Source organism: Corynebacterium sp. TUM25015, from assembly GCF_056393505.1.
This window is the reverse complement of record NZ_CM150783.1, coordinates 40,495-60,852: the sequence shown is the minus strand read 5'-3', so window position 1 is coordinate 60,852 and position 20,358 is coordinate 40,495. Positions and strand designations below refer to the sequence as shown.

Sequence of the window (20,358 nt, the reverse complement as noted above, 5' to 3'; positions counted from 1 at the left end):
TGCACAGGTAGCGAAGAATTGCAATACCTGCACAAGATTATGGCGGGAAGTCGTTCCCAGCAAGGCTGGCCTTACTAGTAGGCACTAGTCAGCGACCAATGTCTCCATCGTTAGCTCTGGGTGTTCCTTTTCCACAAAGGCCAGTTTCCACTTGTCGCCGAAGAGAGCAATGAGTTCCCCGTCGGTGCGGGTGAAAATTTCCACACCGCGCTGCTTCGCCAACATCGGCGCGGATTCGGCGTCGGTACGTCGCGCGACAGAGTAGGGCACAGGATCGGCCACTGTCTCCACGTTGTATTCAACATCCATTCGAGCTTGCATGACCTCGAACTGCATGGGGCCGACTGCGGCCATCACTGGGTTCGCGTCACCGCGGGCATCGTTGCGCAGAATCTGTACAACGCCTTCGGAATCCAGCTGCTCAAGAGCCTTACGGAACTGTTTGTACTTGCCCAGCGACTTCGCGCGCAGAGTGCGGAAATGCTCGGGGGCGAACTGCGGCATGGGCGGGAACTGAACCTTCTTGCCGCTGTAAATCGTGTCACCGGGAGCGAGCGAGCCGGCATTGACGAGACCCACGATGTCGCCGGGGTAAGCAGCTTCGACCGTCGCACGAGTGCGGCCAAAGACCGTCAGTGCGTACTTCGTGGAGAAAGATCTGCCCGACTGCGCATGGGTGACCTGCATACCACGTTCGAAAACACCCGAGACCACTCGCATGAAGGCCAGGGAATCGCGGTGGTTGCGATCCATGCCTGCCTGCACCTTGAAGATCACGCCAGAGAATTCGTCAGTCGGGTCGCGATGCTCATCGATGGAACCGGAGTTCCCACCTGCAGCGGCTTCCAACACCTTCGGGTCGGAATCACGGCCAGCGGGTGCAGGTGCCAGGGCGCAGAGGGTATCCAGGATCTGGTGGACGCCGAAATTCAGCATGGCGGAGGCGAAAATCAACGGAGAGGTGGTGCACTCCAAGAACAATTCTTGGTCATGTAGTGCGCCATCGGCAGCCAGCAGCTCAACTTCCTCGGCTGCGGTATCCCACGCATCTTCCTCTCGCTCTGAGGCTTGTTCCGGGGTGTAGTGCTCTTCCGGGGCAATCGTGGAACCACCCGCCGTGCGAAGGAAATGAATGTATTCCTCGGCTTCACCGTCGTCGTTAATGCGCGCCAAGCCACGGAAGTCTCCGGCCTCGCCGACCGGCCAGAACAGGGGAGTGGGCTGTAGCTGGATCTCGTTGACGATTTCGTCGACCAGTTCTAGAGGGCTGCGTCCTGGACGGTCCCACTTGTTTACCACGGTCACAATAGGTAGGCCACGCGCCTTGCACACGCGGAACAACTTCAGCGTCTGAGGCTCAAGGCCCTTTGCTCCGTCAATCAGCATCACTGCGGCGTCAACAGCAGAAAGAACGCGGTAGGTATCCTCCGAGAAGTCGGCGTGACCCGGGGTATCGACGAGGTTAATCATGAACGGCTCGCCCTCGTGCCCTTCCGGTGCGTACTCGAACTGAAGGGCAGAGGAGGCAATGGAGATACCGCGATCCTTTTCCATGTCCATCCAGTCGGAAACTGTGGACTTGCGGCCCGCCTTGCCGTGCACTGCGCCTGCTTCCTTAATCATGTGGGCATGCAGGGCAAGTGCCTCTGTGAGAGTGGATTTACCGGCATCCGGGTGGGCGATGACGGCGAATGTGCGGCGGCGTGAGGCTTCGGATGCGGTTGTACTCATAGTGCCAATTAGTCTAGCGGGTTAGCCCTCAATGGCTGGAAACGCATTGGCACACAACGCCCGGAGGAGAGCACCTAGGCGCAGGAGGACGTGGTCTTCTTCTTATGGGCTGAGGATTGCTCGAGAGCTTCACCGAATGCCTTCGAGTACTCCTCAGCGCCTTCCGGCATAGGGTGAACGCCATCTTCGAACAGCAGATCCGGATGGGCTTGCGCATGGCCACACCAGTCCGCCAGGTAGACGTTGTCATGGGCTTTGGCTGCTTCGATGACCTCCTGGCGTGCCTGTCCCATCCACTCGCGATCGCCGTAGGGGGTAGCCATCACAATCGTGTGATCCGGCCCGATGAGGTTGATCATTTCTTCCATCTGATCGGGGAATGCAGCGCCGTTTGTTCCGAATCCCAGGAACACCGTGGAACGCAACTGTCCGGAATCCTTAAGCTGTCGCAGTACCTCGACGCCTGCGGTGTAGTGGCGGGATACATCTGCGTCGATAAAAATCCCGGGGTAGTCGGCATTCAGGGCTTGGCTTGCTGCAAGCATCACAGAATCGCCTACGGCCGTAATGTCTTTACCTTGAACCGGAGCTGACTTCTGGTCAGGCTTCGGGGATGGAGCGGCAGGTGCAGGCGCGGCCTTCTTGTTGTTATTTGCCGACTGGTTCATTTGTTGCAGCTGATCCAGCTGTTGTTCCAGCTCAGTCTTATCGTTCGAGTTGACCACACCGTAGATCACGCCGCCTACACTAGCTACGACAAGAAGCGGTACGAAAGGCCAGGCGACCTTCTTGAACCCTTCATTGATCTCGTGATAGCTCGGTCGTGCGTTCACGTAGTTCTTCCACGTCTGCTTGTAGCCGCGACGGCGGAAGGGATTCTCGACGTGCTGGTAGGAGATCTCGGAGATGAGCAGAGCAATGGGGAGCGCAACTAGCCCCAGAATCCATTCGTGCTGCATGCGTCCGTCCTCATTAAAGAGCTCTCGCAGGATCATGATGACGGGCCAATGCCATAGGTATAGAGAGAACGACCGCTGCCCCAACCAACGCATGACTTTGGTCCGGAAGATCAAAGTCAGCGGGCCTGTTTCGCGGATCACGCCCCAGATCATCAGGACACCCAACACGCTGGTGAGAGCCAGGCCACCACGGTAGGTGAAAGCAAGGTCGTCACCCATGAAGAGAAGCTGCGCAGCGTAGCCGATGAAGGCCAGGAAGCCGATCGCTCCGGCTACGCGTGCTTCGAACTTACCTACTGACGCCCACGAATCCACCCGCGGGTCGTTCTGAGTTGACGTGACAAGGAGCGAGAAGAAAGCTCCGATGAGTAGGCCAAAAGCATGTGTATCGGTGCCGTAGTAAACCCGTGTTGGATCCTCACCCGGGGTGAAGAGCAGCCACATACCCAGCACGGAGGCAACTGCCAGAAGAACCGTTACCAACATGGGAACTCGCCGTGGGGCACGGTGGAGTCTGCGCTGGGTAAAGGTAAACATGGCCAGAGTTAAAAGTGGCCAAATGATATAGAACTGCTCTTCGACGGCTAACGACCAGTAGTGTGCGAACACCTGAACTTCGTTTTCAGCGAAGTAGGACTGGGAAGTGGCGATCTGGGTCCAGTTATTGACGAAGAACAGAGTACCCAGGAATTGCTCCCGAATCCCCACTGCTATGTCCCCGCCAATGGCGGTGACCAGCGCAGTCACTATGAATAGTGTGACGAGCGCTGCGGGAAGAATGCGCCGAAAACGTCTAATCCAGAAGTCTTTGAGACTGATTGTCTGACTTACGCGATACTCGCGCACCAGAAGCGAGGTAATCAAGAATCCAGAGAGGACGAAGAATAGGTCTACGCCCAGATAGCCACCAGGCAGTATGTCGCCGAAAAAGTGGTAGATAACTACGGCGAGTACTGCGAGTCCGCGCAGGCCATCCAGTCCCTTGACTTGGCGCAGGCGAGCGCGGCGATCCTGTTTTACAGTCTTGTTTTCCGGCGGAATTGCCAACGCTTCGGGCACGTTCTGCCGAGGTCGCTTCTGAACGGCAACTGGTGCAGGCGCTGCCTTTTGCTCAGCCTTAGGCGTAATTTTCTTTGGCGCGGGCTTGGCTGCCGGCTTTTGGGCAGCGTTTGCTGCTGGCTTTTGAGCAGGCTTGGTTTCCGGTCGTGGTGCAGGCTTGGCTGCCGGCTTTGGTGCAGCGTTTGCTACTGGTTTTGTTGCAGGCTTGGTTTCCGGTTTCGGTGCTGGCTTTTCAACAGCCTTTGGCGCAGGCTTTGCTGCTGGCTTTTGTCCCGTCTTGGGTAGCGTCTTGTGCTCCGGCTTTGGCGAAGGCGCTGCGGGCTTTTGTGCTGCCTTGGGTGGGGTTGGCTTCGGCGCGGGCTGTTGAGCAGCCTTTTGCGTTGGCTTTGGCTCAGCCTTTGGTGCTACTGCCTTTGTAGCAGGCTTAGCTGCTGGCTTTGGTGCAGCGGTTGCTACTGGTTTTGTTGCAGGCTTGGTTTCCGGTTTCGGTGCTGGCTTTTCAACAGCCTTTGGCGCAGGCTTTGCTGCTGGCTTTTGTCCCGTCTTGGGTAGCGTCTTGTGCTCCGGCTTTGGCGAAGGCGCTGCGGGCTTTTGTGCTGCCTTGGGTGGGGTTGGCTTCGGCGCGGGCTGTTGAGCAGCCTTTTGCGTTGGCTTTGGCTCAGCCTTTGGTGCTACTGGTTTTGTTGCAGGCTTAGTTTCCGGTTTCGGGGCAGGCTTTTTAGCAGCCTCTTGACTTGGTTTTGCCACAGCCTTTGGGGCGGTCTTAGACGTGGATTTTGGGGCCTGTTTAGGCGCCGTTTTCTTCTGTGTCGTGGACGGTGCAGATCCGGGAGCTGGAGGCGCACCAGCGCTCGAGCTGATCTTGATCGCCGTACTATTTTCCGCAGCGACAGTCTTCTTCGCTGGAGTCTTTACGTCGCTGGCTAAGTCTCCGGGCTTAGGAGTTTGCCCGGACTTTGGATCCTGGGGCTTCTTCCGCGTAGGCGGCGCCTTGGGTGCAGCTTGCTTAGGCGCGGCGGGCGCAGCTTGCTTGGGTGCAGACTGCTTTGTTTTGTCGGGCGCAGCTTGCTTAGACGCAGCGGGCACCTCCGGCTTGGGTGCAGACTGCTTGGGTGCAGCCGGAGCAGGCGCTGGCTTTGCCGTCTGGGAGCGGTTGGGCGCAGAGGAACTAGAGGTTGGTTGTTTCTGCTGGTCGGGAGCAGAGTTCGTCGATTCTGCCCGCTTGTTTCGTATAGCGCGCAGTAGTCCAAAAACCTGCTTCACTAGCATCTCCCAAAAGCAAAAGTCGAGTGCATGAATTCACTAATACTAACGCCATGTCTCTCCGAAACGGACAAGAGTTCTCGTGTCGGCGAGCTGACTATGTCGTTACAGCTATGTGCGCTTCCGAGTGTGGATATCGTTTCGCGCAATGTCTGTGCCATTGTTCACGATGAGTGTCACTGCGTCTACCGAATCGCCAAGCGTGTTCTCGATCCATCCTGAATCGGAGTCGAAATCAGAGTCCTCGAAAGGGGCGAGAACGAAATCGATTACGGAAGTGCCCTTTGGCGGCCGACCGATGCCCATACGCACCCGCACGTACGCTTGAGTACCCAATTCAGCGGTCATTGAACGCAAGCCGTTGTGACCGCCCTCGCCACCCTTATCCTTGATGCGTACTTGGCCCTTGGCGATGTCAAGCTCGTCGTGACAAACGATCACCCGCTCCGCAGGAACGTTTAGCGCAGAAGCCAGGGGGCCGACTGCTTCACCGGAATTGTTCATAAACGTCGTGGATCGGACCAGCAGCACGGGAGTTTCTTCAACCCGGATTGTGGCAACCTTAGCTTTTTCGCCCACTACCGGCAGCCACTCCGCACCGTACTTTTCAACCAGTCGATCAATAGGCCAGTACCCGATGTTGTGCCGAGTCTCGGCATACTTCGCACTGGGATTTCCGAGGCCGATAACGATCCACTCTGGGGAGAATTCCTGCAGATCAGCTAAAGAAATCTTCTTGTCCCGCGAGGAGCTAGGGGCATCGTTAGTCGCGCCCTTACGGAAGAGAGAAAACAAAGATTGAAGGAAAGACACAGCTACTAGTTTTACACCTCTAGGTTGCGTTCAATTGCGTCAGCTGCGTCAGCGCACATGATCGCCACATCCGCAGCCTCTGACTTCGGGAAGGGCTTCAGTACATACGCAGCCGGATCCATCCTGCCCGGCGGTCGACCGATGCCACACGACAAGCGCCAGTAGTCCTTCGTACCCAGTGACTTCGTAATCGACTTCAAGCCGTTATGTCCCTTATCGCCACCGGATTGGCGCAGCTTTACTTCCCCTGGATCGCCTTCCAGATCGTCGTAGGCAACGATGATGTTCTCCGCGGGGATCTTAAAGAATGCCGCTAGTTGTTGCACCGGCCCGCCCGACACATTCATATAAGTCCGTGGTTGTGCCAGCACTACCTTGCGCCCAGAGATCGTCACTTCGGCGATATCCGTGTTCGTTTTCTTATGGGTGCTCAGGCGCGCCGCTGGCATTTGCCGATCCAGCAGCTCATCGATCACCATTCGCCCTATATTGTGGCGGGTTGTTGAGTACTTGCTACCGGGGTTGCCCAGCCCGACGATTAGCCACATGTCGCTGTTGGTGTGTTGCTTTGTTTTTGGTGACGCCACCTATGTCCCGACCTCTCTTAAACTCACTGACGGTCATTGTACTGTCCAGTCCTGACAAGAAACTGAGCTTAGAGGTGGCGTCAATAGAAAAGGAGCCACACCGTGCAGCGCGTGCACGTGATGTGGCTCTATTGTGATGCAGGGGAGTGGTTTACTCCTCGGACTCGCCCTCTTCGGCCTTCTCCTCGGAATCCTCCGCAGCCTCGCCCTCGGCACCCTCGGCGCCCTCTTCGTCAGTGTCCTCCGGCAGTTCCTCTTCCTCCGGCTCAACAACGTTGATGATCAAGGTATCCTCTTCGGAAACCAGGGAAGCGTTACCCGGCATCTGCAGGTCGCCTGCCACGATCTGGTCGCCGATCTGCTTGCCCTCAACATCCACGGAGATTTCTTCCGGAATGTTCAGAACGTCAGCCAGGATGGTAATAACGTCAGCCTCCTGGGTAACCAGGGCGCCCGGAGCAGCTTCGCCGGTGAAGACAACCGGCACGTCGACCTCAACCTTCTCGCCGCGCTTAACGTTCAGCAGGTCAGCGTGGTCAACGTCCAGGGTCAGCACGTTCTGATCCACAGCCTTGATCATGACCAGGTGATCCTGGCCTTCAATCTCAAGCTCCAGAACAGCGTTGACACCCTCGTTACGCAGGATGGCCTGGAACTCCAGGATGTCGACGTGGACGTGCATCGGGTCCAGGCCGTTGCCGTAAACAACAGCGGGGACGCGGAAGTCGCGACGCAGACGACGGCTAGCGCCCTTACCAAACTCGGTACGCAGCTCGCCCTTCAGACGGGTGATATCAGCCATGATGTTCTCCTTCTAGTAATGCGCTCCAGATGTACTCGTTTGTACACTGTCGTGCTTAATGCGTTTCAACCGCGGACACAAAAAATGCCGCGATATCTCGCGGCGTGTATGCATCCCACAATTGATTGGTTGCGTACCCACCGGGAGAGGGGGACGTCAAACAAAAGAAGGGGAGTGTGCTTTTCGCGCCGATAACGGCCAGATTCTATATAAGAATCCAGCCCTCGCCGAGATTCGGGAAAATTTTAGCACACCCCCGACGGGGGTTTAAAACTGTTTGCAGAGTTACTCAAACAAGGTGGTCACAGATCCATTCTCGAAGATCTCGTGAATGGTCTTAGCTACCAGCGGAGCGATCGACAGCACCGTCAGGTTGTCCCAGCCCTCGGTGGACTGCGGCAGAGTATCGGTGGTGATGATCTCGCGGGCGCCACAGTTGCTGAGGCGCTCTCGAGCTGGGTCGCTAAACACACCGTGGGTGGTGGCGATGATTACGTCGCCAGCGCCCGCCTCACGCAGCACACCGACGGCGCCCGCGATGGTTCCGCCGGTATCAATCATGTCATCCAGCAGCACACAGGTGCGGCCCTTCACGTCACCGACTACGCGGTTGGCGGTGACCTTGTTGGCCACATCTATGTCGCGAGTCTTGTGGATGAAAGCCAGCGGTGCGTCGCCCAGAACGTTGGCCCATTTCTCGGCAACCTTAACGCGACCAGCGTCGGGGGAAACCACGCAGATGTTGTCTAGGTTGTAGTTCTTCTTCACGTGATCGGTAAGGATCGGCATGGCGTGCATGTGATCGACCGGGCCGTCGAAGAAGCCCTGAATCTGGTCGGTGTGCAGGTCGACGGAGACGATGCGATCCGCGCCGGCGGCCTTCAGCAGGTCGGCGACCAGGCGGGCGGAGATCGGCTCGCGTCCGCGGTGCTTCTTGTCCTGACGGGCGTAGGGGTAGAAAGGCAGGATCGCGGTGATGCGCTTAGCGGAGCCGCGCTTCAGTGCGTCGATCATGATCAGCTGTTCCATCAGCCAGTTGTTCAGCGGCTGCGGATGCGACTGCAGTACGAAGGCATCGGAACCGCGGACGGACTCTTCGAAGCGGACGAAGATCTCGCCATTGGCGAAGTCGCGGGCGGTGGTCGGAGTGACCTCGATGCCCAGTTCACGGGCAACAGCCTCCCCCAATTCCGGATGAGCCCTGCCGCTAAACAGCATCAGGTTCTTTTGATTGTCGATCCAGTGGGTGGTGGACACTTGTGCTTTAACCTTCCGGTCGAAGAGCTGGACTATTCATCTTTTTAATAGGGCGTTCCCCATTTTAGGGCGCGCCCAAAGGTAACAACAAAACTGGCGCAGAGGAGCGCGCTACTGCTGGTCTGCCTGTGGGGTAGAGGTCGGCGAGCCGCCCTCGGCTACTCGCTTGGCGGCAGCTTCACCGGCTGCAGCGGCGGCAGTTCCGGGGCGTTTCTTAGCGACCCAGCCTTCGACGTTACGCTGCTTGCCGCCGGAGACAGCCAACGCTCCCGGCGGAACGTCTTCCCTGATGACGGTACCGGCACCAGAGTAAGCGCCGTCGCCCACGACTACCGGTGCGATAAACATGGAATCGGAGCCCGTGCGCACATGAGAGCCGACGGTGGTGTGGTGCTTGTTTACACCGTCGTAGTTGACGAAGACGCTGGACGCGCCGATGTTGGAGTACTCGCCGACCGTCGCATCGCCGATGTAGGTAAGGTGCGGCACCTTGGAACCTCGGCCGATGTTGGCTTTCTTCGCCTCGACGAAGCCTCCAAGCTTGCCTTCCTCACCCAGCACCGTGCCCGGGCGAATGTAGGTGAATGGCCCGACTTCAGCGCGCGGGCCAATGGTGGAATCAGAGCCGTGAGTGCGTACCACCCGTGCACCTTCGCCAACCTCGACGTTCTCCAGGGTGGTGTCGGGGCCGATCTGAGCATTATCCGCGATGGTCGTGGTGCCGAGCAGCTGAGTGCCGGGCAGGATCGTTACGTCTCTGCCGATCTGGACATCTACGTCGATCCAGGTAGATGCCGGGTCGACGATCGTCGCTCCGCCACGCATGGCTGCGGTGACGGTGCGGCGGTTGAGCTCCGCTCCTGCAGCCGCTAGCTGTACACGGTCGTTGACGCCCGCCAGTTCCGCTGCGTCGGCGGCGATGTGGGCGCGCACGGGGTGACCCGCGCTGCGAGCGATACTCAATACATCCGTCAGGTACAACTCGCCCTGCGCATTATCCGTGTTCAATTGCGCAAGACCATCACGCAGGATCGCCGCGTCAAAAGCGAAGACACCGGAATTAACCTCAGTGATCGCCTTTTGCTCTTCCGTCGCGTCCTTTTCCTCAACAATGGCGGTCACCATGCCGTCATTGGTGCGCAGGATACGTCCATAGCCCGTGGGGTTGTCCTGGTGGACAGAAAGCACGGTCACGCTCGCGCCATTGTGGGTTGCGGAAAGCTCCTGCAGGGTCTCCGGGGACAGCAATGGCACGTCCGCGTTGGTGACAACTACGGTGCCTTCGAATCCCTGCAATGCCTCCATTGCACACTGGACGGCGTGCCCAGTACCCTTTTGCTCTTCCTGCACGGCGGTGTCAATGGTACGGCCGAGCTGCTCGGATATCTCCGCCACGGCGGGACCGACCTGCTCGCGACCGTGGCCGATCACTGCCACGATGCGTTCCGGGTTAATACCCGCTGCGGCGTGCAGGCTATGTGAAAGCAGGGTGCGCCCGCCAATGGAGTGCAGGGTCTTCTGCGTCGCGGACTTCATCCGCGTACCGGCTCCGGCAGCGAGCACGATCACTGCCACGGGCTGGCTTTGAGCCTTCGGGTGAGCTTCGGGGTTTTGTGCAGCATCAGTCACGTTGTTGGCATTCCTTACTTTCCCTGACTTATTTTCCCTGACTTTTGGTCAAAAGCGATATCCAGCATAGCGCCGTGTACTCGCTGCGTTGGGCAGGTCTCCCTCTCGGGCAAGTTAAGAAACGTTTTCTTTGCCCACCGAGACTTCCGGCAGGGTGTGGGACAGTCCCGCTCCCAGCAAACCGAACAACGCCAATGCGCCGAGAGCGACCTCGGGGGAGACCATTGCTAACGCACTGGTCAACGCACCCACGATCAGCAACAGCACACCCATCAACGTGTTCGCCACCGACACATACCGAGTACGCTGCGTTCCCTCCGCCATATCCACAATGTAAGTGGAGCGAGCGACCCTAATCGCAGCGTGGGCAAGCGAAATAATGAAAAACGCGATGGGGAGCCACCACACCAGGGCGGTGGTCCACGTGTGGGCGTCACTAATAGAGGAGGCATAGCCCAGAGCAACAGTGATGATCAGAACAACCGTTGCCAGCAGTGCGGCGCCAGTGAGGGTGTTACGTGAGCTGACATCGGAAAGCCATCCTGAAACCCTGCCCGCGAGCAGCGAGGCCACGCCAGCGGCGATGACGAAGGTACCCAAGCCAGTAAATATAGCGCTGGCCACTGAAGATTCCTCCGCTACGGACTGCTGGTTGGCCATCGTTACCAGGAACGTGGGCGACAGTGCCGAGGCGAGCAGCAGCGAACGAAGCAACACGAAGCGGCGGAAGTCCCCATCGCTGCGCACAAGATCTACGATGTCGCCGAAAACGTCGCGCAGGTAACTGGTGCCCTGTGGAAGGTCTTTTTGTTCTTGTTTGGTGACGCCCTCACGAATCCCCTTGAAAAGCCATGCACTGGCCAACCAGGCCACAGCGGCGATGGCAAAAAGAACGGCGAAAAAGGTAGGGGTGAGCTCCCCACGGGCGGCCTGGATGGCCACACCTACAAGGATCGCCACGGCGCCGGACAACGTAGTGGCAAAACCCGTGAGTCGGCCGCGGAACCCCTTCGGAACGGTGCGTCCAGCAATGTCCTTACTGGTTAGCGATACCAGGGAACGACAGGTTGAAAGCAGCGCCAGGGCTCCGAGAATAATCAGTCCAGCCAGCAGCCCATCGGTAAGTAGAGCCGCTGCGACCATGATCGCGCACGCTAAAGCTTGGCCGAGCGTACCGATCTGCATGAAGCCCAGGCGCGAGGTCTTAGTTTGCAGCCACGGGCGGAACAGGGCTTGGGGCAGCATGGAGCCCGACTCACGGATCGGCACCAACAGTGGAATGATCCACGCGGGAGCTGCGACGATGGATAGGAACCACGGCAGGATTGTTTTGGCCGACACGATCTGATCGCCAATGTTTTGGGTGCCAAAGCCCAGGGAATAACGACCTGCGTTTTCCTCGACATGCTTGAGATCGCTCTCCGGCGGGGTGCCGATGAATTTTGTGGTGAATGTGTGCCAAAAAGAGTTGGATTCAGCGCCGCGCGCTGTAGTGGCGTTGCCGGACATGGGCTGCCCTACCCTTCGCATTAAAAAAGCTCTCCCACCAGGACTCGAACCTAGAATGACGGTACCAAAAACCGTAGTGTTGCCAATTACACCATGGGAGAGTGGCACATAATAATGTGCAGCAGACACATTACAGTATGGCGAACCGGGCGCATAAACCGCAGGGTGGGCTGGAAGATAAACTGATGGCCATGAGTCAGACATCCACGTCGCAAGCCGAGTCCAATCAGCCGTCGAAAATGGCGCCCAGCCTGGCAGGGCTACTCAAAGCCACCGCTCAGGATGGAAAGTTGCGCGGGATGATGACGCATCTGGGGGAGCAGTCTCTGCATATGCAGGCTCCCGAAGGAGCCTGGCCGTTCATCGTTGGAACTATGGCGCAACGTGCTCCACTGCTGGTGGTGACGGCGACGGGCCGCCAGGCTCAGGATCTCACCACGGTATTGCGGTACATGCTGGGCGATGGCGTCGAGCACTTCCCATCCTGGGAGACCTTGCCACACGAGAAACTCTCCCCGGCGGTAGAGACCGTGGCAACCCGCATGCGGGTGCTACGGCGCCTTCAGCAAGGGGATGCAAACCTCAAGGTGGTGGTCACGCCGACACGAGCGGCAGTGCAGCCTGTGCAGTCCAATCTGGGCGACGTCATCCCGGTGCGGCTGAAGGTGGGAGAGGAAATCGACTTCGAGGCATTGACTCACCGCCTGCAGGAGCTTGGATATACGCACGTTGATGTCGTGGGCAAGCGGGGTCACTTCGCTATCCGCGGCGGCATTGTGGATATTTTCCCCGCGACCGAGGAAATGCCTGTACGCGTGGATTTCTGGGGCGATGAGATCACTGAGGTGCGCGCTTTTAGCGTCGGCGACCAGCGCACCATCCCCGGGGTAGAGCCAGACGAGGTGATGGTCTACGCCTGCCGGGAGTTGATCGTGACGGACGAGGTGGCGTCGAAGGCAAAGAACCTGGCTCAAGAACATGCCGGCAACGCAGAGCTGGCCGAGATTCTCGATAAGATCAGCCAGAAAATACAGGTGCAGGGCATGGAATCGCTGATTCCGGTGCTACACACAGCAGATCTGGTGGCGCTGCCGGAACTCATGCCAGAGGAGACGCACACGCTGGTGCTGGCTCCCGCTGCTGTCGAACGGCGCGCTCACGATCTGCGCGAAACCGGCCAGCAGTTCCTCGAAGCCAGCTGGGATGTCGCCGCGATGGGTGGTTCCGCTCCGATGGAGGGCGTGGCCTACCTGTCGGTGGCTGCGGTGCAGAAGGTGCAGCAGAAGCTGCGACGGCCGTGGTGGACCCTTTCTACGCCCGGAATGGCTGATTTTGAAGCAGATACCGACGCCGACGCCAACACCTCCGACATCCTCGAACTCGACTACGCCCCGGCGCCCCGACCGCACGGAGAAATGGAAGCGATCGGTGCGTTAATGAGCGATATTCGGAAGCGGGTGGAATCTGGCGGTCGTGTGGCCTTTGCCGCACCGACCCCGGCCGTTGCGGCCCGTATGCTGCGACGGTTCCAAGAGGCCGGTATTGCCGCGGAGGCCATCGGCGTGGATCTGAGCGGCAGTCGGGGACTGGGGAGGATTAAGAAGTCGAAGCACACGACTGCCGATGAACCCGCTCCGCACCAGGTGAGTATCTATCATGCGGTTGCTTTTGAGGGTTTGGTGTTCCCTTTCGCTGGGGATGATAAGCGCTCCAGCTTGCTGTTCTTTACCGAAACGGATCTAACCGGTAACCGTGTGGACGCGAAAGCCACGGGCAAACGCAAGCCGGCGAAGAAGCGCAACAGGGTGGATCCGCTGGCCTTGGAGCCAGGTGACTTGGTGGTGCATGACTCCCATGGCATCGGCAAGTTTGTGAAGATGACGGAACGCACGGTGGGCAAGGGGGCGGATGCCTCCCGCCGTGAATACCTGGTTTTGGAGTATGCGCCCAGCAAGCGTGGTGGCCCTGGGGATCAGCTGTATGTGCCGATGGATCAGCTGGATATGCTCTCGCGTTATGTCGGTGGTGAGAAGCCGGCGCTGTCCAAAATGGGCGGAGCTGATTGGAAAAACACCAAGCGCAAGGCACGCGGCGCGGTGCGGGAGATTGCCGGCGAGCTGGTGCAGTTGTATGCCAGCCGCCAGGCCGCGCCGGGCTATGCGTTCGCAGCGGATACTCCGTGGCAGCGCGAGATGGAGGATGCCTTCCCCTACACGGAAACCGAGGATCAGTACAACGCCATTGAGGCCGTGAAAGCGGACATGGAAAAGCCAGTGCCGATGGATCGCGTGATTGTCGGCGATGTGGGCTATGGAAAAACGGAAGTTGCAGTGCGTGCAGCATTCAAAGCCGTGCAATCCGGCAAACAGGTGGCGGTTCTCGTGCCGACGACTTTGCTTGCGCAACAGCACTTCAATACTTTTAGCGAACGCATGCAGGACTTCCCCACGACCATTAGGGAACTGTCGCGCTTTACCACTCCGGCGGAATCCAAGAAGGTCATTGCCGGCATGGCCGATGGCACGGTGGATATTGTGATCGGTACCCATCGCCTGCTGCAGACGGGGGTCCACTGGAAGAACCTTGGGCTGATCATCGTGGATGAGGAGCAGCGCTTCGGTGTGGAGCACAAGGAGCACATCAAGTCTCTGCGCACTCACGTGGACGTACTTACTATGTCCGCCACCCCGATTCCTCGCACCCTGGAGATGTCGATGGCGGGTATCCGCGAAATGTCGACAATCCTTACTCCACCGGAGGATCGCCATCCGGTGCTGACGTATGTCGGTGCACAGGAAGACAAGCATGTGGCAGCTGCCATCCGCCGCGAGCTTCTGCGCGATGGCCAGGTGTTCTACGTGCATAACAAGGTGCGCACTATCGAGCAGACCGCTGCCGATATTCGCCGCCTGGTGCCGGAAGCTCGCGTGGTGGTTGCGCACGGTCAGATGAGCGAGGAACAGCTTGAGACCACGGTCAAGGGCTTCTGGGACCGCGAATTCGACGTGCTGGTGTGTACCACCATCGTGGAAACGGGTCTGGACATTGCCAACGCAAACACCCTGATCGTCGAGAATGCGCATCACATGGGTCTTTCGCAGCTGCACCAGCTGCGTGGTCGTGTGGGTCGTTCCCACGAGCGCGGATACGCCTACTTCCTATACCCACGCGGTGAGGTACTCACTGAGACCTCTTACGACCGGCTAGCCACCATCGCCCAGAACAACGACCTCGGAGCGGGCATGGCGGTTGCCATGAAGGATCTGGAAATGCGCGGCGCCGGTAATGTGCTGGGCGCCGAGCAATCCGGTCACATCGCAGGGGTGGGCTTCGACCTTTACGTTCGCCTTGTGGGCGAAGCAGTGGAAGCGTTCCGTGCCATGGCCGATGGCAAGCCTGTTGACGGTCGTGAGGAGGAGAAGAAGGAGATCCGCATCGATCTGCCTATTGATGCGCATATCCCGGCCGAATACGTCGCTTCGGAGCGCCTTCGCCTGGAGGCCTACCGCAAGTTCGCGGAAGTGCAGGACGAGGAACAGATCGAGAAGGTCCTGGAGGAACTCAACGACCGCTATGGCGAGCCCCCACAACAGATTCAAATGCTTGCGGTGCTTTCCCGTCTGCGGTTGCTGTGCCGAGACCTGCAGGTCACGGAAGTTGTAGCGACCGGCTCGAAGATCAGCTTCAGCCCGATTGAGTTGCAGGATTCCACCCAGGTGCGCCTGAAGCGCCTGTTCCCGGCGGCAAACTATCGGGCGACGACCAAGATTGTGCTGATCCCGGCGCCGAAGCGCGGTCAGGGGATGCGTGCGGTTCCGTTGCGCGATACCGAGCTGGTGCAGTGGTGTGCCGATGCGCTGACGCAATTGGCTGGTATTCCGATCCGCAGTATGTCCGGAGCGGCGGGCACGACCACTAGCAAGGACTAAAGCACGTCTTGAGCGGTGACACGCTAGAATAACCGCCATGTCAGTCGTATTGCTCGATCCCCGTTTCCCCGCGATGATTCCCGTGGACGCCGTCGATCTGCTCCGCGGCGATGTGTGTTACACGGAGGAGGTACCTATCCGCGTCCGCTGGGTCATCGCGGATTTGGGTGGCCACACGGTCGACGACTCCGAGATTCTCGTCACGACGGATCTGGACAATGAGACTGTTATTAGCCGCATTGAGGCTGGCGAAGAGCTCGTCACCGCGCCGAGTCTGAAGGTGCATTTGGAGCCTGCACGTGAGTTGGAGGCTGGTTCTTCTACCGCTGTTTCTGATGACGCCACCGCGGGGGAAAACGAGCACGAGATTACCCACTCAGGCGATGGAGTAGTGGACGGTGAAATCGTCGGAACCGATGAGCACACCGCTGCCGTCGCTGGTTTGCGTCGCACGACCCGTACAGAGGTTCCGGCCTCTGTGATGGATGAGATTGAGGATGCGGTTGCACTGATGGCGCGGGCGCTGCGCCAGGGGGAGTGGGAGCAGTCGATGACCCACACTAGCTTGGTGAAATACCTGCGGGAGGAGACCGAGGAATTGGCCCGCACCATCGCGTTGATGGAGCAGTGGGAGGCCGCAACCAATCCACGGGCGGGCGCAAAGGACCACGCTAAGGACGGCGCAAATAACAACGCCCAGGACGGCACAGAAAAGAACGCAGAAAAGGGCGCACGTCCCGAGTGGCTTGAGCAGGATCTGTGTTCTGAGCTTTCCGATGTGTTGCTGCAGGTGCTCTTCCACGCTGAAATTGCTAACCGCCGAGGCTCCTTCGACATTGGGCATGTGGCGGGCGCTTTCTCTGCGAAATTGCGCTCTCGCGCGCCTTACCTTTTTGAAGAGGTAGAGCGTCAAGTGCCACGCCAGGAGCAGGACCGCCTGTGGGAGGCGGGCAAAAAGGAAGAGGAAGCTCAACGAGTTAGGGACTTCGGCGAGGACTACCTGCGTTACACGGAGGCGAAGAAGCAGCCCGCCCGTCCTGAATCACACCCGGAACCCCACCGGACACCCCACAATTCACCGCATGCAGCACCCCGCCCTGCCACGCGCCAGGAGCCGCATGCGCAGCAATTCCCCGCCGTGCACGGTGCCACCGGTACGAGTGCGCTATCGGCTGCGGAGGCCGTCATTGCCGAGGCTCGGAAACTGGGAATTCCGGATAAGGACATCCCGACTGATATTCGCTACCCGATGGTCGGCCTGGAGCTCGATAGTCCCGGCGAGGCAGAGCGTCGCTTGAATGACGCAGTTGCTGCCTTCCGCGAGAAGTTGCGCACCCAGCGGCCAGAAGCCTAGGAACGGGATTCCTAAGCAGTGGGGGGCAAAAGGCATTTAGTGGCGCGCCAGCATTGCCCGCACCAGCCCCTCACGCGGGGCGAACAAGTACGTCAGAGCGAAAATCGCCGATTGCACTAACACGATGGTGCCGCCGGCGGAGACATTCAAATTGAAGCTCAGCACAATGCCCGCGACACAGCTGACCCAGGCGACCAGCGGGGCAATCAGCAGCATACGGCGAAAACGGCGCGTCCACAGGTAAGCCGTCGCACCTGGGGTAATTAGCATCGCGACCACCAAAATCACGCCGACGGCTTGAGCGCTGGCGACCACCACACACGCGAGGCAAGCCAGCAGCGCCCAGCGAATGGCCTTCGTGTTGAAGCCCATGGTTCTGGAGTGCTCGGCGTCAAAAGCCCACAGGGTGAAGGTGCGCGCATTGGCGAGAAGCACGACACAGGCGATACCGCCGATAGTCAGAATCTGCCACAACGAGGACTGCGTGATGCCCAGCAGGTTGCCGAACAGGATTTCCTGAAGGTGCGTACCGCTCGGGGTGACAGAGAGCAGCACCAAGCCGAGCGCGAAGAAGGTGGTGAAGATAATGCCGATGGAGGTGTCCTCCCGCAGTGTGGTTCGCTCTTTTACCGAGCCCACCAGTCCTACCGCGATCAGTGCCGCCACCATAGCCCCAACGGCGAAGGGCACGCCGGCGATATAGGCCAGCACCACGCCGGGTAGGACGGCGTGTGAAACTGCATCTCCCAAAAGAGACCAGCCGACGAGGATCAGCCAGCAGCTGAGTAAGCCTGCGACGATAGCCATCACACTGGCGGCAAGCAGCGCACGATGGACGAAGCTATAGCTAAAAGGCACAAGGATGGGATCGAGGAAAGTGCCGGAGAGAGCGCTCATGAGTGTGCCTCCTTGTCCGCGATCAGCGGCGTATCGGTGCTAAAAGTGCGAGTGAGGTTTTCCGCCGTCAGCACATCATGCAGCGCACCCTCGGCCACGATGCGTCGGTTGAGCATCGCCACGTTGTCGCATAGTTCCGGGAGTCGGTCGAGGTCATGTGTGGAGATCAAAAGCGCGGTGCCGTCTCCGGCGAGCTCGTGCAATAGTGCGGTGATCTGCGACTGTGACTGTGTATCGACCCCTGCAAAAGGTTCGTCGAGCAGCATAATCTTTGCCTCTTGGGCAATGCCGCGCGCCACGAAGACGCGTTTGCGTTGCCCGCCTGAAAGCGCCCCGACGGGACGGTCCTGCAGCTCCGTTAGCCCGGTCTGTCGCAGTGCTTCATCAACGATGCGTTCGTTGTTCTTCTTTTCTTGACGCCAACTCTTCAGTCCCCATAGTGGCGAGCCCTGCGGCAGGAGCCCCACCTTCGACCGTGCCTGGCGCCTTCCGCTGGCGACGATTTCGCGGACACTGATGGGGAAATTCCAGTCCACGTGATCGTGCTGAGGAACATAGGCCACAGCCCCACGTGCGCCGCTGGCGCCAACTGTGATGCGTCCTGACGATGGCTGCACCAACCCCATGATGGCCTTGAAAAGCGTGGACTTGCCAGCGCCATTCATGCCAATGAGTGCCGTGATCTGTCCGAACTCGAGGCGGAGGTTCACGCCGGTTAGCGCATCGACAGAACCGTAGTTAACGTGCACATCATCGACGACAAGAGCCGGGCTTGTAGAGGGTATGTCTGAAGACTGCGGTGGTGTCATTTACTTCTTGGTGTCCTTACCGGTGAGCCCGCTGACGATGGTGCGGGCGTCATAAGAAAGAAGATCGAGATAGGTCGGTACAGGGCCGTCGGTTTCGGAGAGGGAGTCAACGTAGAGCGTACCGCCGTCGCGTGCGCCAGAGTCACGCATCACCTGCTCTTTCGGGCCGGCTTCAACGGTGGATTCGCAGAACACGGCGGGGACATGGTTGTCCTTGACGAACTTGGTGGCCTGGGTGATCTGCTGTGGGGTGATCTCGCCTTCAGTGTTGACTGGCCAGATGTAGCCCTCCTTCATGCCTGCGTCGTGGGTGAGGTAGCTAAAGGCGCCCTCGCAAGTCATGAGCGCGCGTTGGCTACGAGGGAGTTTCTTTAGGCCGGTGTGCAATTCGGTCTGCACGTCGTCGAGCTTATCCTTGTATTTATCGCCGTTGTCCTCGTATGTTTGCGCGTTATCCGGGCGCAGATCGCTGAGGGCCTTGACGATGTTGTCGACATAGGTTTTGGCAATTGATGGGCTCATCCACGCGTGGGGGTTGGGCTGGTCAGTGCCCTTGATGTTGATAGGGGTGATGCCATCGCTTGCTGTAACGCGCTTGGCTTTGCTGTCGGCGGTCAGCTTATCCAGCCAATGTTCGAGGCCCAGGCCGTTGTTGATGATGAGTTCTGCGTTAGAGGCGGCGGCGATATCTGTGGGGGAGGGGTCGTAACCGTGGACTTCCGCGCCGGGCTGGGTTAGCGACCGCACTGTGAGGGTATCGCCGGCGATGTTGGCGGTGATGTCCTGCAAAATGGTGAAAGTAGTGAGAACCTCGGCCTTTTCGGCGCCGCCGGTGCCGTTGCTATTGCAGGCTGTCGTGCCAGCTATTGAAAGCGCACTGATACAGAGGGCTGCGACCATCCGCTTAGTGGTATTCATTTTCACTGTATAACTCTTTCTGTTAGTGAGGGGTGTAAAGTTCAACGCGTTGAACAATACAGTGTAGTCTAATCCATCCCCAGGAGTTCATAAAACCCCCTTACCCCCGTAAACTGAACTGTATGCATGTCACAGACCTTCCCGAGAGGTCCCAGGACTACCTGAAGAAGATCTTCGATCTACAGGAATGGTCCGGCAGCGGGGTTTCCCTCTCCGTTTTGGCCTCTCACATGGAACAACGCCCCTCCACGGCGTCGGAGGCCATTAAGCGCCTCGTCGCGCAGGGGCTCGTTGAGCACGCCCCCTATGGCGACATTGAACTCAGCGACGCCGGGCGCACCATCGCACTGGCCATGGTGCGTCGCCACCGATTGATCGAAACTTTCCTCTGCACCCATCTGGGATATGGGCTGGATGAAGTGCATGACGAAGCTGAGGTCCTGGAACATGCAGTGTCCGAGACCTTTGTTGAACGCATCGCCAACCTGCTCAATAACCCCACCCGAGACCCACACGGTGACCCCATTCCGGACGAGGGTGGCCGTATTCCCGCGAGTTCGGCCTTCCTGCTTTCTGACGCCCACACGGGTCAATACCTCGTAGTCGACCGAATCAGCGACAGGGACGCCGCGCTGGTGCGCTATCTCACCCAGCATGGAGTTCTCCCCGGAGTACACGTCACCGTGGGGGAGCGCGTCTTTGCTGACATGGCTGAGCTTCAAATAGCCGAGTCGGAAACACGGGTTCAATTGCCAGCTAGTAGCCTAAGCGCAGTGTTAGTAAGTGCGGCTCCGGCTAAGAAGAAACAAACTAAGTCGAGCGGACGCACCAAGAAATAGGAA

16 protein-coding genes, 1 tRNA gene and 1 pseudogene are annotated in these 20,358 nt (G+C 58.9%); 6 read left to right on the top strand and 12 right to left on the bottom strand.

Annotated elements, in window-relative coordinates; all coding sequences use genetic code 11:
- Positions 1-84: 84 nt before the first annotated feature.
- A complete protein-coding gene (locus tag AC06DS_RS00290) occupies positions 85-1,731 on the bottom strand; it encodes a peptide chain release factor 3 (RefSeq protein WP_293790996.1) in 1,647 nt (548 codons plus the stop codon).
- Between the two features lie 74 nt (positions 1,732-1,805).
- Positions 1,806-3,749: an acyltransferase family protein gene (locus AC06DS_RS00285; protein ID WP_477100698.1), complete on the bottom strand. Its 1,944-nt coding sequence runs from the start codon at positions 3,747-3,749 to the stop codon at positions 1,806-1,808.
- 74 nt (positions 3,750-3,823) lie between these two features.
- Between AC06DS_RS00285 and AC06DS_RS00280 the strand changes: the two genes are divergently transcribed.
- The 3 genes from AC06DS_RS00280 (at position 3,824) to AC06DS_RS00270 (ending at position 5,046) form a co-directional block, all read left to right on the top strand.
- Entirely contained in the window at positions 3,824-4,168 is a 345-nt protein-coding gene (locus tag AC06DS_RS00280; RefSeq protein WP_477100697.1) for a hypothetical protein, read from the top strand.
- Positions 4,169-4,186: 18 nt separating this feature from the next.
- The gene (locus AC06DS_RS00275) at positions 4,187-4,444 is read left to right on the top strand and encodes a hypothetical protein (RefSeq protein ID WP_477100696.1); all 258 of its coding nucleotides are present in this window, start codon (positions 4,187-4,189) and stop codon (positions 4,442-4,444) included.
- Between the two features lie 116 nt (positions 4,445-4,560).
- The gene (locus AC06DS_RS00270) at positions 4,561-5,046 is read left to right on the top strand and encodes a hypothetical protein (protein ID WP_477100695.1); all 486 of its coding nucleotides are present in this window, start codon (positions 4,561-4,563) and stop codon (positions 5,044-5,046) included.
- Positions 5,047-5,123: 77 nt separating this feature from the next.
- Here AC06DS_RS00270 and pth (AC06DS_RS00265) read toward each other — a convergent pair whose 3' ends face one another.
- The 7 genes from pth (AC06DS_RS00265) to AC06DS_RS00235 all read right to left on the bottom strand — a co-directional run bounded on the left by pth (AC06DS_RS00265) (position 5,124) and on the right by AC06DS_RS00235 (position 11,710).
- Positions 5,124-5,744, bottom strand: a complete 621-nt coding sequence (gene pth / locus AC06DS_RS00265) for an aminoacyl-tRNA hydrolase (protein WP_477101206.1) — start codon at positions 5,742-5,744, stop codon at positions 5,124-5,126.
- A 92-nt stretch (positions 5,745-5,836) separates the two neighbouring features.
- A complete protein-coding gene (gene pth / locus AC06DS_RS00260; protein ID WP_477100694.1) occupies positions 5,837-6,373 on the bottom strand; it encodes an aminoacyl-tRNA hydrolase in 537 nt (178 codons plus the stop codon).
- A gap of 190 nt (positions 6,374-6,563) precedes the next feature.
- A complete protein-coding gene (locus AC06DS_RS00255; RefSeq protein ID WP_293791000.1) occupies positions 6,564-7,214 on the bottom strand; it encodes a 50S ribosomal protein L25/general stress protein Ctc in 651 nt (216 codons plus the stop codon).
- Between the two features lie 285 nt (positions 7,215-7,499).
- Positions 7,500-8,432, bottom strand: a complete 933-nt coding sequence (locus tag AC06DS_RS00250) for a ribose-phosphate diphosphokinase (protein ID WP_477101205.1) — start codon at positions 8,430-8,432, stop codon at positions 7,500-7,502.
- Between the two features lie 150 nt (positions 8,433-8,582).
- Positions 8,583-10,007, bottom strand: a complete 1,425-nt coding sequence (gene glmU, locus AC06DS_RS00245) for a bifunctional UDP-N-acetylglucosamine diphosphorylase/glucosamine-1-phosphate N-acetyltransferase GlmU (protein WP_477101204.1) — start codon at positions 10,005-10,007, stop codon at positions 8,583-8,585.
- Positions 10,008-10,214: 207 nt separating this feature from the next.
- Positions 10,215-11,609, bottom strand: a complete 1,395-nt coding sequence (locus AC06DS_RS00240; RefSeq protein ID WP_477100693.1) for an MFS transporter — start codon at positions 11,607-11,609, stop codon at positions 10,215-10,217.
- A gap of 29 nt (positions 11,610-11,638) precedes the next feature.
- Positions 11,639-11,710, bottom strand: a tRNA-Gln gene (locus AC06DS_RS00235).
- 90 nt (positions 11,711-11,800) lie between these two features.
- Between AC06DS_RS00235 and mfd the strand changes: the two genes are divergently transcribed.
- Positions 11,801-15,538, top strand: a complete 3,738-nt coding sequence (gene mfd / locus AC06DS_RS00230) for a transcription-repair coupling factor (RefSeq protein ID WP_293791003.1) — start codon at positions 11,801-11,803, stop codon at positions 15,536-15,538.
- Between the two features lie 37 nt (positions 15,539-15,575).
- Positions 15,576-16,892: a MazG nucleotide pyrophosphohydrolase domain-containing protein gene (locus AC06DS_RS00225; RefSeq protein WP_293791004.1), complete on the top strand. Its 1,317-nt coding sequence runs from the start codon at positions 15,576-15,578 to the stop codon at positions 16,890-16,892.
- A gap of 36 nt (positions 16,893-16,928) precedes the next feature.
- On the opposite strand, the gene AC06DS_RS00220 is transcribed toward AC06DS_RS00225, so the two are convergent.
- The 3 genes and pseudogenes from AC06DS_RS00220 to AC06DS_RS00210 form a co-directional block, all read right to left on the bottom strand.
- Complete coding sequence (locus AC06DS_RS00220; protein ID WP_293791005.1) at positions 16,929-17,789, bottom strand: metal ABC transporter permease; 861 nt, start codon at positions 17,787-17,789, stop codon at positions 16,929-16,931.
- Positions 17,786-18,478 (bottom strand): annotated as a pseudogene (locus AC06DS_RS00215) (metal ABC transporter ATP-binding protein); the annotation flags it as partial. The pseudogene AC06DS_RS00215 and the gene AC06DS_RS00220, both read right to left, overlap by 4 nt.
- A gap of 120 nt (positions 18,479-18,598) precedes the next feature.
- Entirely contained in the window at positions 18,599-19,516 is a 918-nt protein-coding gene (locus AC06DS_RS00210; RefSeq protein ID WP_293791007.1) for a metal ABC transporter substrate-binding protein, read from the bottom strand.
- A 122-nt stretch (positions 19,517-19,638) separates the two neighbouring features.
- Here AC06DS_RS00210 and AC06DS_RS00205 point away from each other — a divergent pair, with 122 nt between their 5' ends.
- Positions 19,639-20,355: a metal-dependent transcriptional regulator gene (locus AC06DS_RS00205; RefSeq protein ID WP_448308135.1), complete on the top strand. Its 717-nt coding sequence runs from the start codon at positions 19,639-19,641 to the stop codon at positions 20,353-20,355.
- Positions 20,356-20,358: the final 3 nt, after the last annotated feature.